General features: G+C 69.9%; 12 protein-coding genes. 3 read left to right on the forward strand and 9 right to left on the reverse strand.

The annotated features are described in order from the left end of the window. Positions 1 to 35: 35 nt before the first annotated feature. The 6 genes from mmsB to OG226_RS33670 form a co-directional block, all read right to left on the reverse strand. The gene (gene mmsB, locus OG226_RS33645) at positions 36 to 1280 is read right to left on the reverse strand and encodes a multiple monosaccharide ABC transporter permease (protein ID WP_328683561.1); all 1245 of its coding nucleotides are present in this window, start codon (positions 1278 to 1280) and stop codon (positions 36 to 38) included. After that, positions 1277 to 2827 carry a multiple monosaccharide ABC transporter ATP-binding protein gene (mmsA, locus tag OG226_RS33650; protein WP_328683562.1) on the reverse strand — a complete coding sequence of 517 codons (1551 nt, stop codon included), beginning with the start codon at positions 2825 to 2827 and terminating at the stop codon, positions 1277 to 1279. The genes mmsB and mmsA overlap by 4 nt, the downstream gene beginning before the upstream one ends. Positions 2828 to 2874: 47 nt before the next feature. Next, positions 2875 to 3984, reverse strand: a complete 1110-nt coding sequence (gene chvE, locus OG226_RS33655) for a multiple monosaccharide ABC transporter substrate-binding protein (RefSeq protein WP_328683563.1) — start codon at positions 3982 to 3984, stop codon at positions 2875 to 2877. A 263-nt stretch (positions 3985 to 4247) separates the two neighbouring features. After that, positions 4248 to 5222: a hypothetical protein gene (locus OG226_RS33660; RefSeq protein WP_329351001.1), complete on the reverse strand. Its 975-nt coding sequence runs from the start codon at positions 5220 to 5222 to the stop codon at positions 4248 to 4250. Between the two features lie 121 nt (positions 5223 to 5343). Continuing rightward, positions 5344 to 6348 carry a zinc-dependent alcohol dehydrogenase gene (locus OG226_RS33665; RefSeq protein ID WP_328683565.1) on the reverse strand — a complete coding sequence of 335 codons (1005 nt, stop codon included), beginning with the start codon at positions 6346 to 6348 and terminating at the stop codon, positions 5344 to 5346. Continuing rightward, on the reverse strand, positions 6345 to 7502 hold the full coding sequence (locus tag OG226_RS33670) for a mandelate racemase/muconate lactonizing enzyme family protein (protein ID WP_328683566.1): 1158 nt from the start codon (positions 7500 to 7502) through the stop codon (positions 6345 to 6347). Before OG226_RS33670 ends, OG226_RS33665 begins: the two co-directional genes overlap by 4 nt. A gap of 255 nt (positions 7503 to 7757) precedes the next feature. Here OG226_RS33670 and OG226_RS51670 point away from each other — a divergent pair, with 255 nt between their 5' ends. Further along, positions 7758 to 8672 (forward strand): SCO2400 family protein, encoded by a 915-nt coding sequence (locus tag OG226_RS51670; protein ID WP_443066932.1) that lies wholly within the window; start codon positions 7758 to 7760, stop codon positions 8670 to 8672. A 10-nt stretch (positions 8673 to 8682) separates the two neighbouring features. Here the strand turns inward: OG226_RS51670 and OG226_RS33685 are convergent, their stop codons facing one another. Further along, positions 8683 to 9120 (reverse strand): MarR family winged helix-turn-helix transcriptional regulator, encoded by a 438-nt coding sequence (locus tag OG226_RS33685; RefSeq protein WP_329351004.1) that lies wholly within the window; start codon positions 9118 to 9120, stop codon positions 8683 to 8685. A gap of 126 nt (positions 9121 to 9246) precedes the next feature. On the opposite strand from OG226_RS33685, the gene OG226_RS33690 reads away from it, so the two are divergent. Beyond that, a complete protein-coding gene (locus OG226_RS33690; RefSeq protein WP_328683569.1) occupies positions 9247 to 10245 on the forward strand; it encodes an NADP-dependent oxidoreductase in 999 nt (332 codons plus the stop codon). A gap of 69 nt (positions 10246 to 10314) precedes the next feature. On the opposite strand, the gene OG226_RS33695 is transcribed toward OG226_RS33690, so the two are convergent. Further along, on the reverse strand, positions 10315 to 11469 hold the full coding sequence (locus OG226_RS33695) for a serine hydrolase domain-containing protein (protein ID WP_328683570.1): 1155 nt from the start codon (positions 11467 to 11469) through the stop codon (positions 10315 to 10317). Continuing rightward, positions 11466 to 14051 carry a M14 family zinc carboxypeptidase gene (locus tag OG226_RS33700; RefSeq protein WP_329351005.1) on the reverse strand — a complete coding sequence of 862 codons (2586 nt, stop codon included), beginning with the start codon at positions 14049 to 14051 and terminating at the stop codon, positions 11466 to 11468. The genes OG226_RS33695 and OG226_RS33700 overlap by 4 nt, the downstream gene beginning before the upstream one ends. A 189-nt stretch (positions 14052 to 14240) precedes the next feature. Between OG226_RS33700 and OG226_RS33705 the strand changes: the two genes are divergently transcribed. Then, positions 14241 to 15104 carry a hypothetical protein gene (locus OG226_RS33705; protein WP_329351006.1) on the forward strand — a complete coding sequence of 288 codons (864 nt, stop codon included), beginning with the start codon at positions 14241 to 14243 and terminating at the stop codon, positions 15102 to 15104. The last annotated feature ends 15 nt before the right edge of the window (positions 15105 to 15119 follow it).

Here is a 15119-nt window from a genome sequence, read left to right on the forward strand (position 1 = left end):
GTGCGAATGACAGACGTGCGGGGCCCGGGCTGGACTTACGAACCGGACTTGCGTTTGTTCCACACATCGAAGCCGACCGCGGCCAGCAGGGCGAGGCCCTTGATGACCTGTTGCCAGTCGGTGCCGACACTGAGGAGGTTCATGCCGTTGTTCAGCACGCCGAGGACCAGACCGCCGATGATGGCACCGAGAACGGTGCCGACACCGCCGCTCATGGACGCGCCCCCGATGAACGAGGAGGCGATGGCCTCCAGTTCGAAGCCGTCACCGGCCTTCGGCGAGGCCGCGTTGAGGCGGGAGGTGACCACCAGACCCGCCAGGGCCGCGAGCACGCCCATGTTCAGGAACACCTGGAAGCTGACGCGCTTGTCCTTGACGCCGGACAGCTTCGCGGCCGGCAGATTGCCGCCGATCGCGTAGATGTGGCGGCCGAAGACGGTGTTGCGCATCACGTAGCCGTAACCGACCACCAGGACACCGAGGATGATCAGGATGACCGGCGCGCCGTTGTAGCTGGCGAGCAGCATGGTCAGCCAGACGATCGCGGCGACGATCGCCACCAGCTTGAGCAGGAACAGCTTCACCGGCGGCACGTCGAGCGAGAACTCCAGCTGCCGGCGCCGGTCGCGGACCTCCTGCCACACCACAGCGGCGACCATCGCGAGGCCCAACAGCAGGGTGAGGTTGTGGTAGTTGGTGTTCGGGCCGACCGCGGGCAGGAAGCCGTTGCCGATCTTCTGCAGGCCGTTGGGGAAGGGGCCCAGCGTCTGGCCCTGGAGCAGGATCTCGGTGAGGCCGCGGAAGAGCAGCATGCCGGCGAGGGTGACGATGAACGACGGTATGCCCGCGTAGGCGATCAACAGCCCCTGTACGGAGCCCGCGACGGCGCCCATCAGCAGGCACAGCACCAACGCGACCGGCCACGGCACCTGGTGATTGACCATCAGGACCGCCGCGAAGGCGCCCACGAACGCCGTCAGCGAACCGACCGACAGGTCGATGTGTCCGGCGATGATGACCATCATCATGCCGATCGCGAGGATCAGGATGTAGCTGTTCTGCAGCACCAGGTTGGAGACGTTGCGCGGCAGCAGCAGGTCCCCGCCGGTCCACACCTCGAAGAGGATCACGATCAGACCGAGGGCGATCAGCATGCCGTACTGGCGCATGTTGCGCCGCAGGCCGTCCAGCATCAGCTGCAACAGGCCGCCGCCCGCGGCCGATCCGCTCCCGCCCGGCGGCGCGGGCGCCGGGCTCTTGGCGGTCACGTCCGTGCTCATCGCGTTACCTCTTTGTCCTTCGTCATCTGGCGCATCAGCACTTCCTGCGTGGCCTCGGCCCGGGGCACCTCACCGGTCAGCCGGCCCGCCGCCATCGTGTAGATGCGGTCGCACATGCCGAGCAGTTCCGGCAGTTCGGAGGAGATGAAGACCACCGCCTTGCCCTCTGCGGCGAGTTGGTCGATGACCGTGTAGATCTCGTACTTGGCGCCCACGTCGATACCGCGGGTGGGCTCGTCCAGGATCAGCACCTCGGGACCCGCGAAGATCCACTTGCTGAGGACGACCTTCTGCTGGTTGCCGCCGGACAGCTTGCCCACCGGCTCGAAGACCGTCGGCGCCTTGATGTTCATCGACTTGCGGTACCGCTCGGCGACCTGCCGCTCCTCCTGCTCGTCGACGACTCCGCGCCGGGAGACCTTGTTCAGGGCGGCCAGCGAGATGTTCCGGTTGATCGTGTCGATGAGGTTGAGGCCGTAGTGCTTGCGGTCCTCGGTGACGTACGCGATGCCGTGTCCGACCGCCTCCGCGACGGACTTGGTACGGATCTCCACGCCGTCCTTGAGGACGGTGCCGCCGGCGTACCGGCCGTAGGAGCGGCCGAAGACGCTCATCGCGAGTTCGGTGCGGCCGGCGCCCATGAGTCCGGCGATGCCGACGATCTCGCCCCTGCGCACATTTATTGACACATCGTCAACTACCTTGCGCTGCTGGTCGATCGGGTGGAACACGGTCCAGCCGCGGATCTCCAGGGCCGGTGCCGCCTCGGGCTCGCCCTCGTGCGGGGTGCGTTCGGGGAAGCGGTGGTCGAGGTCGCGGCCGACCATGCCGGAGATGATCCGCTCCTCGGTGGTCTCCGGCGCCTTCACGTCGAGGGTCTCGATGGAGCGGCCGTCGCGCAGGATCGTCACCGAGTCGGCGACCTTGCGGATCTCGTTCAGCTTGTGCGAAATGATGATGCAGGTGATGCCCTGCTTCTTCAACTCCAGGATGAGGTCGAGGAGTTTGCCGCTGTCCTCGTCGTTCAGGGCCGCCGTCGGCTCATCCAGGATGAGCAGTTTCACCTTCTTCGACAGCGCCTTCGCGATCTCCACCAGCTGCTGCTTGCCCACGCCGATGTCGGCGACGCGGGTCTCCGGGTGGTCGCTCAGACCCACCCGGCGCAGCAGTTCGGTGCCGTGCCGCAGCGTCTCGTTCCAGTTGATGAGCCCGCGCGAGGCGTGCTCGTTGCCGAGGAAGATGTTCTCCGCGATGGAGAGGAACGGCACCAGCGCCAGCTCCTGGTGGATGATCACGATGCCGCGCTGCTCGCTCGCCCGGATATCGCGGAAGCGGCACTCCTCCCCTTCGAAGAGGATGTCGCCCTCGTAACTGCCGTGCGGATGGACGCCGGAGAGCACCTTCATCAAGGTGGACTTCCCGGCGCCGTTCTCACCGCAGATGGCGTGGACCTCGCCCTGACGGACCGTCAACGTGACGTCCGACAGCGCCTTGACACCGGGAAAGGTCTTGACGATCGAGCGCATTTCCAGGACGGGTCCCGCCATGGTCGTGCCTACCAATCAAGTGTGGGGTCGGGTAACTGGCAGCGGACTTACTTGAGTTGCGCGTCCGTGTAGTACCCGCCCTTGACCAGCACGTCCTCGTAGTTCGTCTTGTCGACGCTCACCGGCTGCAGCAGGTAGGCGGGGACGACCTTGGTGCCGTTGTCGTAGGTCTTGGTGTCGTTGGTCTGCGGCGTCTTGCCGTTGAGCACGTCGTCGATCATGGTGTCCGCGACCTTGGCGAGCTGCCGGGTGTCCTTGTAGACGGTCTGCGTCTGGTCACCGGCGATGATCGACTTCACCGAGGCCAGCTCGGCGTCCTGGCCGGTGATGACCGGCAGGGGCTTGGCCGAGGTGCCGTAGCCGTCCGACTTCAGTGCGGACAGGATGCCGATGGAGATGCCGTCGTAGGGCGAGAGCACCGCGTCGACCCGGCCGGTCTTGTACGAGCCGGTGAGGATGTCCTCCATGCGGTTCTGCGCGGTGGTGCCGTCCCAGCGCAGGGTGGTGACCTTGTTGAGCGCGGTCTGCCCGGACTTGACGACCAGTTCCTTCTTGTCGATGTACGGCTGGAGCACCTTCATCGCGCCGTCGAAGAAGTACTTGGTGTTGTTGTCGTCGTTCGAGCCGGCGAACAGCTCGATGTTGAAGGGGCCCTTCTTGCCGGTGGTCAGCCCCAACTTCTCGGCGATGTACGTGCCTTGGAGGGTGCCGACCTTCTCGTTGTCGAACGAGGCGTAGTAGTCGACGTTCTTGGTGCCGAGGATGAGGCGGTCGTAGGCGATGACCGGGATCTTCGCGGCCGCGGCTTCCTGGAGCACGTTGTTCAGGGACTTGTTGTCGATCGCCGCGATGATCAGGCCCTTGACGCCCTGGGTGATCATGTTCTCGATCTGCGAGACCTGGGTGTCCGGGTCGTCCTCGCCGTAGACCAGCTTGGTCTTGTAGCCCTTGGTCTTCAGGTCCTTGACCATGTTGTTGCCGTCGGAGATCCAGCGCGCGGAGGACTTCGTCGGCATCGCGATGCCGATCGTGCCGCCCTTGGCACTGCTCTCCTTCTCCTTGCTGCCGCCCGAGCCGCTCTGTCCGCACGCGGACAGGGTCAGCGCGAGGGTGGCGGCGCCGGCTATGAGGGGGAGGGCGCTTCTGTGGATGCGCATGTGAACTGGCCTCATTCTTCTCGTCGTTGAGAGGTGCAGCGAGCTTGGGGGGTGGTTCGGGATGCGGGGTGGTGCCGGTTGTGTTGTGTGGTGCGGGCCCGGTGGGGGCTGGTCGCGCGGTTCCTCGCGCCCCTTCGTAAGCGGGCCTGTGTTGAAGAGGTGCGGGGCCGTTGTGGCTGGTCGCGCGGTTCCCCGCGTCCCTCTGACGCCGGCCCGGGTCTTTGGGTGCGCGGCCAGCCACAGGCGGCCCGCGGCCCCGTCGGTCAGTCAGTGGCACTCTCGACGGGGAAACGGTTGAGGGAACCCGGCAACCTGGAGCCCAGCGGAGCCATGTCCCCGTCCGCGCCGTGCCGCGCGAGCAGGTCCAGGGCCAGCCGGCCCCGGCGGACCCGCTCACGTGCCGTGTCGAGGGTGACGTCGCGCAGATGGGTGCCCCACGGGTAGATGCCGGGGGCCTTGGAGAGGCCGAACTTCAGGTACAGGGGGGCGCCTCGGCGGATCAGTTCCGCGACCTCGTACATCCGGATGTAGCCACCGAGGTCGTCCGGCGCCTCGATGTACATGTCCATGGGGGCGGCCGACACCCGCCGGATCTCCGTCAGGTGCTCCAGCGTCAGATCGCTGGGCACGTTGAGCGAGTCCGCGCCCAGACGTTCGTACACCGCGTACGCCGCCGGGTTGACCGGACCGATCAGCGCCGACACCTTCAGCGTCGTGTCGGCCGGGATGATCCCCGCCACCCGCGCCCGGTGCAACGTCCACAGCACGCCCTCGTCCGCGACGAGCAGGCACTTGACGCCCAACTCCGTCGCGCGCACGGCGTCTTCGACGCACCCGGCGACCGCGTCGTGGCCCCGGGCCCGCAGACCCCCGCCACGCGAGTCGGAACGGACCGAGCCGCCGATGTCCCACGTCCCGCGCGGCCCGGTGAACAGGCAGAGCTCGATGTCGCGTTCGGCGGTCGCCTCGACCATCTCGGTGATCTCGGCGTCGGTCAGCATCCACACTCCGCTGCCCTGGCTGATCCGGTGGATCGGCACGTCCAGGCGCGAGGACTCCTTGAGGATGACCGCCAGCGCCTCGGGCCCCTCGCACGAGGGGATCTCGGTGCGCCAGCGACCGCCGTCCGGGAAGGTGTGGGTGGAGGCGTCGGCGGGGTCGAGGGCGGGCGCGCCCAGGCCGAGCGCGGAGAGGGCCTGCTCCCCGGGCCTGCGGGCTGCCGTGGCGGTGTCGGTCACTTGCTGTCCTTCGCGTTCGGTATTTCGGACGAGGTTCGCGGCTCGGGGTAGAAAAAGACTCTGGTGGTACGCCGGCACGGGGTGGTCAGGTCACCCCGTGCCGGCGTACGGCTGGGGTTTCCTACGGCCGCAGCAGCACCTTGCCGACCTTGGGATCGCCGGACCCCACCAGCTCGATGGCCTGCGGGAACTCGGCCAGCGGCAGCTCGTGGGTGACCAGGGGAAGCGGATCGAGCAACCCCGCCCCGAACACCCGCACCGTGTGCGCCCAGGCGTCCGGCGGTGCCCCGAAGACGGTGTGCACCTCCAGCTGCCGTACGACGAGATCGGTGGGGTCGAGACCCTCGGCGCCCGGCGCCGGGATACCGGTGAGGACCAGGCGTCCGCCGCGCCGGAGCAGGGAGGCAGCGGTGCGCGCGGCGGACGCGGACCCGGCGGTCTCGATCACGACGTCGAAATCGTCGGGCAACTCCTGGTCCCTGGTGAGGAATCGGCTCGCGCCGAAGTCCTTCGACAGCTTCGCGCGGTCGGGCCGGGTGCCCACCACGAGCAGCTCGGCGGGCGAGCCCGCCTTCAGGAACTGCACCGCGAACATCCCGAGCGTGCCGGTACCGACCACCGCGACCCGCTCACCCGGCCGCGCGTTCGCCTTGAGCGCGGCGGCCGCGATGCAGGCAGCGGGCTCAAGCAGTGCCGCGGCCGTCAAGTCGGCCTCGTCCGGGAGGACATGGAGGAGTCGGGCGGGGAGCGTGAGGGTGGCGGCCATCGCGCCCGGCTGGGTGAAGCCGGTCTCCTCGTAGCCCGCCGTGCACAACGTTGTCTCGCCCGCGTGACACCGGTCGCAGACCTGGCAGTTGCGGAAGCCCTCGCCAACCACCTTGCGTCCCACGAGAGTTGCGGGCACACCCGCGCCGACCGCCTCCACGGTGCCGGACCACTCGTGGCCCGGGGTGAGGGGGTAACGGACGTATCCCTCGGGCCTGTTGCCCTGGTACACCTCGCGGTCGCTGCCGCAGATGCCGACCGCGTGGACGCGCACCAGCGCCTCGCCCGCGTCCGGCTGCCGCGGCTCGTGCGAGGCCAGCCGGTGCTCGCCCGGGGCCTCGACGACGACCGCGGTGCTCACTTCGAGCCCTTCGGCTTGCGCTGCTCCCAGCCGTCCGCCCACAGGTCGAACCGGGCCTGCTGCTGCGGGAATTCGGCCGCCGCGTCGACGTCCAGCTCGACACCGAGACCGGGCGCGTCCGAGAGGTGGAAGTAGCCGTCGATCACCTGCGGGGCGCCCTTCACGACCTTCTTGATGTCCGCGTCCGCGAAGTCGTTGAAGTGCTCCAGGATCTTGAAGTTCGGCGAGGAGAAGCCGACTTGGAGCGAGGCGGCGGTCAGGACCGGTCCGCCGACGTTGTGCGGGGCGACGAGGACGTAGTGCGCCTCGGCGGTCGCGGCCAGCTTCCGGGTCTCCCAGATGCCGCCGAGGTGGCCGACGTCGGGCTGGATGATGTCGACGGCCTGGCTCTCGAACAGCTCGCGGAACTCGATCCGGTCGTGGATGCGCTCACCCGTCGCGATGGGGATGTCCACCTTCGCGGCGACCTTCTCCAGCGCCTTCAGGTTCTCCGGCGGAACCGGTTCCTCCAGCCACGCGGGCTTGAACGGCGCGAGTTCGTGCGCCAGCCGTACGGCGGTCGACGGCGAGAACCGGCCGTGCATCTCCAGCATCAGCTCGGCGTCCGGACCGATCGCGTCCCGCACGGCCTCGATCAGGGAGACCGCGTACAGGGTCTGCTCGTGGTCGAGTTCGAAGTGCCCGGTGCCGAAGGGGTCGATCTTCAGCGCCTTGTACCCGCGCTCCATGACCCCCTGGGCGGCCTTGTGATAGGCCTCCGGGGTCCGCTCGGTGGTGTACCAGCCGTTGGCGTACGCCTTCACCTTGTCGGTGACCTTGCCGCCGAGCAGCTGCCACACCGGCACGCCGAGGGCCTTGCCCTTGATGTCCCAGCACGCCATCTCGATCACGGCGATGCCGGACATGACGATTTCACCCGCGCGCCCGTAGTCGCCGTACTTCATCCGGCGTACGAGGTCTTCCACCGCGAACGGGTCGGAACCGAGAATGTGGTTTGCCTGGGCCTCGCGCAGGTAACCGATCAGCGCGTCGGTGTGGCCCAGCATCCGGGTCTCGCCGACGCCGGTGACGCCCTCGTCGGTGTGCACTTGGACGTACGTCAGATTGCGCCATGGCGTCCCGACCACGTGCGTACTGATTCCCGTGATGCGCACGGCAGATGCCCCCTGTGCTTTTCAGTGCTGTTCGAAATATCGGCTCACGTTCGAAATGCTGGGCAGACAGTAAGGACGGCGGGGCGGGGGTGTCAATGGGTCGAACGCGTAACGGTTTCGGCAAGAGACGCGATCGGCGTACCGCTGGGCGGTGTCGGTTCGTGTCGATTCTTGTCGTTTCCCGCCGCGTCCCTACACAACTTTCACAGCCGTGACTATGAACGTCGCCCGTGAGGAACTTAGTCTTCCCGCGTCATGGACTACTGCCACCCCTGCGGCCGGCACCTGAACGGCGCCCTCGCGTGCCCGGGGTGCGGCGCATCAGCCGAAGTACCCGCCGACTCGACTCAGGCCCACGCACGCGGAGTTGAAGCCCACCCGCAAACGGACGGCACCCCGCACGAGGGCCCGGGCGCGCCCGACCCCGGCCACGAGGAAGACGCCGAGGACGCCGAACACCAGGGCCGCGCCGCACGGCGGAGGAATCGCGGGCGCGGGCGGGACGACGGCGCCGGGCACGTGATCGCGGACGGTGACGGGGACACCGGGAGTCCGGATGACGAGGACGCCGGACACCAGGGGCGTGCCGCGCGGCGGGGGAATCGCGGGCGCGGCCGGGATGACGGCGGGCTTGGCGCGGTCGGGGACGACGACGGTGACGCCGGGAGCGCGGACCCGGCGAGCGCGAGCCGTCGCGATCGCAAGGCCGCGGCACACCGGAGGCGCCGGCGCCGGGTGCTTCTCATAACGGCCGGTTTCGTACTGGCGGCGGGCGGCCTGAGCCTGGCGGAGCTGGGCACCGACGCGCCGTTCTCCAACCAGAGGTCCGCGGCGCCGGGCGCCTCGGCGGAGGGCGGGGCGGACGCGGAGGCCGGCAGGACCGCCGAGCCCCTGGACGTCACGAAGACCGTCGGAACCGGCGCGGGTACGGCGTCCCCGGACGCCTCGGCATCACCGTCGGCGTCGCCGTCGAAGTCCGGGAAGGAAACGAAGGACCCCGGGGAGTCGCGCACCCCGACGGCAGGCAGCGGCGGCGGCACCACGTCCCCGGCGTCGACGTCCTCGACGGACCCGACCACCACCCCGTCCTCGGACCCGTCGTCCTCGGACCCGAGCCCGACACCGTCGCCCTCGGAGACCTGCAAGCGGGTCCTGTGGTGGTGTTCCTGAGCCGTCCGGCTCAGACCTCCAGCATCCGCCGGAGCAACCCACGCAACGCCAGCCGCTCCTCGTCCGACAGTCCGGCCAGCGGCTCGCGCGCGAACCGCAGCGATTCCCGCAGGCTACGGGCCACCCGGCGCCCCTCGTCCGTGGCCGCCGCCAGCTTCACGCGCCGGTCGGCGGGGTCGGGGCGGCGCTCCACCAGGCCGCGCGTCTCCAGCCGGTCCACGATGCCCGTGACGTTCGACGGCTCACACTTCAGCTTCCGCGCCAGCTTGCGCATCGGCAGCGGCTCCAGGGACAGCAGGCTGAGCAGCCTGGCCTGCGCCCCGGTCAGCGTGTGGTCGCCCGCCGCCTCCTCGTAGTCCGCGTAGAACCGCGCCACGACATCACCGATCAGCTCGACGACCTCCATGGTCACGGGGTCGGAGCGGCGCGTCTTTTCGGGTGTGGCCATGGGCTCAGAGTACCCCGTTACTTGACATCATGAAATATTCAGGCGCATGGTTGTTTCAGGTACTGAAGTATTTGGCAGTGTGCGAACCACCCCGCACGACCCCCTGCACTACGAAAGGCGCTTGTGATGATCAACCGCGAATGGCACCTGCTCAGCCGTCCGGTCGGCTGGCCGAAGCCCGAGGACTTCGCCCTGGTGGAGACCGAGACCCGGGCCCCGGCCGAGGGCCAGGTGCTGGTGCGGAACAAGTACCTGTCGGTCGACCCGTACATGCGCGGCCGCATGAGCGCCGCCAAGTCGTACACGGCCCCCTTCGAGCTCGGCAAGGTCATGCAGGGCGGCGCGGTCGGCGAGATCGTCGAGTCGAACGCCGAGGGCTTCGCGGCCGGCGACCACGTGCTGCACTTCGGCGGCTGGCGCGAGTACGCGACCATCGACGCCAAGGGCGCCGTCAAGGTCGACCCCGACCTCGCCCCGCTCTCCACCTACCTCGGCGTCCTCGGCATGACCGGCCTCACCGCCTACGCCGGCCTGCTGCGCACCGCGTCCTTCAAGGAGGGCGACTCGGTCTTCGTCTCCGGCGCCGCGGGTGCCGTGGGCAGCCAGGTCGGCCAGATCGCCAAGCTCAAGGGTGCCTCCCGGGTCATCGGCTCCGCCGGTTCCGACGAGAAGGTCAAGCTCCTCGTCGAGGAGTACGGCTTCGACGCGGCCTTCAACTACAAGAACGGCCCGGTCGGCAAGCAGCTCCGCGAGGCCGCCCCGGACGGCGTCGACGTCTACTTCGACAACGTCGGCGGCGACCACCTGGAAGCCGCGATCGGCTCACTGAACGAGCGCGGCCGTATCGCGATCTGCGGCATGATCTCGGTCTACAACAACACCGAGCCCACCCCCGGCCCGAAGAACCTCGGCCGCCTCATCCAGACCCGCGGCCGCATCGAGGGCTTCCTCGTCGGCGACCACTACGACCTGCAGCCGCAGTTCGTCCGGGAGGTCGGCGCGTGGGTGGCCTCCGGCGAACTGAAGTACCGCGAGACGGTCGTCCAGGGCATCGAGAACAACCTGGAGGCGTTCCTCGGCCAGCTGCGCGGCGAGAACACCGGCAAGATGATCGTCAAGCTGTAGTTCTTCCGACAGCAGCAGTTGCTACGACGAGGCCGCACCCCTTGATGCGGGGTGCGGCCTCGACGGTTGTCACTGAGCCAGCGCCGCGCCGTGCACGGCCCGCACCAGCCCCACGTTCTCCGCCGCCGCCCCGCCCGGGAAGGCGAAGCGGCGCCTGGTGTAGCCGTAGGCCAGGCCGCTGCGGGGGTCGGCGAAGGCCTGGGAGCCGGCCGCGCCGCTGTGGCCGATCGTGCCGGCGCCCAGGAACGGGTACACGGCGTCCGCGGTCGCCTGGAAACCCAGGCCGTACGCCCGGTGCGTGCCGGTCACCACGTCGTACCCGACGGAGTGCAACTGCCCGAACTCCGCCGCCGTGTCCGCCTTCAACAGGGCGGCCCGGTCGTCGACTTCGCTGATCGCCGCCGCGTACAGCCCGGCGAGACCGCGCGCCGACGCCACCCCGCCGACCGACGCGGGACCCTTCGCCCGGATCACCCGTTCGTTCGGCAGCGACTCCAGGACGGTCGGCCGCGCCGCGTGTTCGTTGAACGCGATCGCGGCGAGACTGTGCGGCCCGGCCGGCTCCGCCGCACGCGCGGCCTCCTGCTCCGGGGTCGGCAACTGGGGCTGGACGGTGCGGAATCGGGGCTCGTGCACCGCCGGCAGCCCGAGGAAGAAGTCCAGCCCGTACGGCGCCCGCACTCTCTCCTCGTGCACGTCCCGGAGCGAACGGCCCGTGGCCCGCCGTACGATCTCGCCGGTCAACGCGCCGATCACCAGGGCGTGATAGCCGAAGACCGTGCCCGGACGCCAGAACGGCCGCTGGTCGGCGAGACGTTCGGCCACCGCCCGGTCGTCGGCCAGCTCTTCGAGCGTGAAGCCCGTGTCCGTGCCGACCAGACCCGCCCGGTGCGAGAGCAACTCGCGCAGCGTCAGCGCGCCTTTCCCCTCGGACGCGAACTCCGGCCAGTAGTACGTCACTTTGCGGTCCAGCTCCAGCGTGCCGTCCTGCACGAGCAGCGCCACCACGAGATGCGCGGCGCCCTTCGTGGACGAGAACACGCCATAGAGCGAGTCGCCGTCGGTACCAGGTGGCCCCGCCCACAGGTCGACGACCCGCCGACCGTGTACGTATGCGCACAACTGGCCCTCATAATCGGCACGTTCGCCCGCCACCACCGCGGCGAACTCCTCCCGTACCGTCTCGAAGCCGTCGGCTACGGTGCCGTGGATCTCCTGGGTCATCTGCTCTCCTCGACTGATCCGCTGCTCGCGTGTGCCCCTGCGCGTGTGCCGTCGTTCGTGTGTGCCATGGTGAACAACGCCCGCCCGACCTGCGGGAGTTCCCCCTTGGGATGATCCCGGAAGAGGGGCTCCGTGCCGAACAGGACGGCATGTCGGCCACTGACGACCGAGGGCCGCCCCGCCGCGTCCGCGGGACCGCCGGACCCGTCGGCCCGCGTCCGCCAGTGCCCGGCGAGGAGCGGATTCCCGGTCGCGTACGACTGCTCCACGCGCACTCCGGAGCCGAGTCCGGTGAACCACACCGGCGCGTAGACGAAGCCGTAGGGCGGGGCGCCCGCTGTGACCTGGCCCGAATTCACCACCCGTACGACGCCGTTGGCCTCCTGGGTGCCCTCCACGGGCGCGGCCGTCAGCAGGCCGGTCGCGGAGGCGAACGCGGCGCCGGTGACGCCCCGGCCGACGAGTCCGTGCCCGGCGGAGAGGAAGGCGCCCAGGGCGGTGCGGGCGGTCGGGGTCAGGTCGCCGTACTCCAACTCCGCGGACACGAACAGCACATCCGCCCTCGACCAGTCGAAACCGGCGTTCAGGACGTCCGTCGACACGGGTGTCACGTCGAAGTCCATCTCCCGCAGCGCGAACAACTCACCTGGGGTGACGGCGGCGGCGACGCGGACGGGATGAAGTGCCGTGACACCGGGGAGGGTTGTGGCCTCGAATACCACGCCGTACGTCTGGGCCGCCGTGGTCGCCCCCGCCCGCGCCGAGGGCGTGTCCGGCACGATCGCGCTGCCGTCCGCCGCCCGGCGTACCGGAATCCCCTGACGGAGAAGGGAGTTGAGGGCCGCGAACTCGGCCGGGTCGGTGAGGCGCAGGCGGAGGTCGCCGTGCGGGGCGACATGGGCGACGGGGGAGGGGGCGGAGACGGTGGTGAGGGGCGTGGTGGGGAGACCGGGGGCGGGTTCGACCGTGGCGCCCCACAGCCGGCCCAGGCTCCAGGCCGAGATGTCGTACATCGCCGTCACCTTGTCGCTGATGTCCCTGCCGTCGGCCAACAGGGCGTTCGCCAGGCCCCGTTTGGGCTGGTGCATGTCGACGACGTACGGGCCGTTCGCCGCGCGTAGCACGCGGACGTCGTTGGCGACGAGATGCGCGACGAGGCGGGCGCCCGCGGTGTCGGCCGCAATGGTGTAGGCGCGGGGGAATTCGGTCGTGTAGACGTCCTCGGGGCCGATGCCCGGGACCCCCGGGACGGTCCGCGCCGACACGGGTACCTGCTCGGCGCCCGCCGTGCCCCGCCGGAACATCTCGATCTGGTCGGCGATGAGCGAACTGCGGTGCGATCGGGCGAAGTTGAGGGTGGCGCGCATCGCCGCGCCCGCGACGGCCACGTTGATCGCGGCGCGCCGGCGCAGCTCGGCGGTGGGGAGGGTGTCGTAGGCCGTGTTGTCGACCTGGAGGGGGATCTCGACCGTGTGCGCGGCCACCGCGCCCTGGAAGGCCGCGTACTGCGGGGTGAAGACCGGGGGCCAGTCGTCCCAGCCCTCCGCCTGGTCCCGGAAGGGGATCTGGGCGGGCTCGACCCCGTCCTTGGCCGGTGTGTGGCCGAGGCCGTCGACCGCGGCTTCCATGTCCAGGGCGTTGGCGTAGGTGTTCTTGAGGAAGAGGTCGTACTCGTAGTTCTCGCCGTGCGGGGGAGTGGTCGGCTCGATGAGGGTGCCGTTGACGTAACCGTGCAGGTCGAGCAGGACGGCGGGCTGCTTGTCGATCGTGAGCGCGCGGATCGCGCGGGTCTCGGGCTGGGACGCGGTGATCAGGTCCCGGTTCAGATCGAAGCCGTTGGCGTTCGCGCGGGTGCCCGCGATACGGCCGTCGGGGTTCGCGGTGATGTCGAAGTAGAGGCGGCTGTGCGCCAACAGGTCTTTCGTCTGGGTGTCGTTGGCCGTGGCGAGCCGCTGGATGAGGTCGAGGGAGGCGTCGGTGCCCTCGCGTTCGTCGCCGTGGATGTTGTTGTCGAAGAGGACCGGGATCTTGTAACCGGCCTTGATCTCCGGGGACTTGGCCGCGGAGGCGGGCGCGTTCTCGATGAGCTCGCGCATCCGTTCCTGAGCGGTGGCCTGGTCGGCGGTCTCCGGGGCGGTGACCGTGACGAGGTAGAGCCGGTGCCCGCCGGCGGAGACGCCCGCGACCTCGACACTCACCCGGTCGCCCAGCCGCTGAAGGGAGTTCAGACGTGGCGCGAGGGCGTCGTACGGGCTCAGGCCGAGCTTGAGGGACGTGTCGGCGGGGTTCGTCGGATCGGGGGAGAGGACCTGGCGGCGGGGATAGCCGAGGCGGGGGTCGGTGCGCGGGACGGTGGCGGTGAGGGCGCGGCGGGCGGCGGTGGCGGGCGCGAGGCCCGCGTACCGGTCGGGGCCGGAGCCCTCACGGATGGCGGGGTCGGGCGCGGAACCCCGGCGGGGGACGGGCCGGGGGGTGGCGTCCGCGGTGCGGGGCTGGAGCAGGAGCGAACCGGCGGCGGTGGTCAGGGCGACGGCGGTGAGCAGAACAGGTCTCGGGGGGACGGCTCTGGCAATGGTGCGCACGCGTACCTCCTCTTTGGTTCCAGAGATCGGTACGGCGAGCCGCACCTGTTCGACTCAACGGTGAACAGGAAGTTGTCGGTGTCGTCGATGCCCCGTATGGCGCATTCATGGGGCCGGGGAGGGGGCATGCTGAGCACAGGTCACCGGTACCGGGCAGCGGGCGCGGCCGGCGAGGAGGTCCCAGGTCCCATGGCAACGATTCCTTCGATCCCCAGCAGGGACGAGGTGCTGCGGATGGCACGCAGCACCACCGACATCACCGGCCAACTCCTGGACACGGCCGGGAACATCACCAGGATCGCGATCAACACCCTTGATCCACGCGACGGTTCGGGCGCGGAGGCGCTACGGGTGCTGCGCGAGACCACCGCCGAACTGGCCGAGGCGAGCGCGTCGCCGCAGGCCCAGGAGGCGTTCTACCGCATCGTCGACACCCTGACCCGGCTCGGCACGACCGGCGCGCCGCTGGCCGTGCACCCGGTGAGCGCACCGGCGCAGGCGCTGCTGACGGTGCTCGGCGACAGCCTGCTGCCCGTCCTGGACGCGGTGGAACCGGCTGTCGAGGAGTTCGCCACGGCGCTCGGCGACCTGGTCGAGGCGGCGTCCCCGCTGCTGCCCGCGGCGGCGGGCGTGGCCGCGGGCGTCCTGCTGGCCCTCACCCCGCTGATCCGGGCGCTGGCCGACACCCTGGCCGACGCGTCCCCCGAACTCCGGCGCGTGGCCGAGGCGTTGACGGCGGCGCTGGCTCCGCTGCTGCCCTTCCAGGTCGCCCTCGCGCAACGGGCGGCGACCGCGGGCGTGAACGTGGTCCGGGCCGCCCTGCCCCCACTCGCCGACCTCACGGAGGCCGCGGCGGCGACCACGAAGGTGGCCGGCCCGGTCCTGGTCGCCGCCGAGGAACTCCTGGTCTCCGCCCTGGAACGCGTCCAGCCGGCCCTCCTCGCGGCGACCTCCCGCGCGGGCCGGGTGGCCCGGGCGACGGCGGTACGGGTGACGGCGGCGGTGTCGCCGGCGGCGGACCGGGGGGTTGTGGTGGCGGTATCGACCACATAGCACTGACGCTGAGTA

The organism is Streptomyces sp. NBC_01261 (genome assembly GCF_036226385.1).
Classification (GTDB): domain Bacteria; phylum Actinomycetota; class Actinomycetes; order Streptomycetales; family Streptomycetaceae; genus Streptomyces.

What these genes read in the sequence shown, in the direction of transcription:
- mmsA (WP_328683562.1), bottom strand. Translation starts at nt 2,827, where the DNA reads ATGGCGGGACCCGTCCTGGAAATGCGCTCGATCGTCAAGACCTTTCCC.
- OG226_RS51670 (WP_443066932.1), top strand. Translation starts at nt 7,758, where the DNA reads ATGGACTACTGCCACCCCTGCGGCCGGCACCTGAACGGCGCCCTCGCG.
- OG226_RS33685 (WP_329351004.1), bottom strand. Translation starts at nt 9,120, where the DNA reads ATGGCCACACCCGAAAAGACGCGCCGCTCCGACCCCGTGACCATGGAG.
- mmsB (WP_328683561.1), bottom strand. Translation starts at nt 1,280, where the DNA reads ATGAGCACGGACGTGACCGCCAAGAGCCCGGCGCCCGCGCCGCCGGGC.
- chvE (WP_328683563.1), bottom strand. Translation starts at nt 3,984, where the DNA reads ATGCGCATCCACAGAAGCGCCCTCCCCCTCATAGCCGGCGCCGCCACC.
- OG226_RS33695 (WP_328683570.1), bottom strand. Translation starts at nt 11,469, where the DNA reads ATGACCCAGGAGATCCACGGCACCGTAGCCGACGGCTTCGAGACGGTA.
- OG226_RS33705 (WP_329351006.1), top strand. Translation starts at nt 14,241, where the DNA reads ATGGCAACGATTCCTTCGATCCCCAGCAGGGACGAGGTGCTGCGGATG.
- OG226_RS33690 (WP_328683569.1), top strand. Translation starts at nt 9,247, where the DNA reads ATGATCAACCGCGAATGGCACCTGCTCAGCCGTCCGGTCGGCTGGCCG.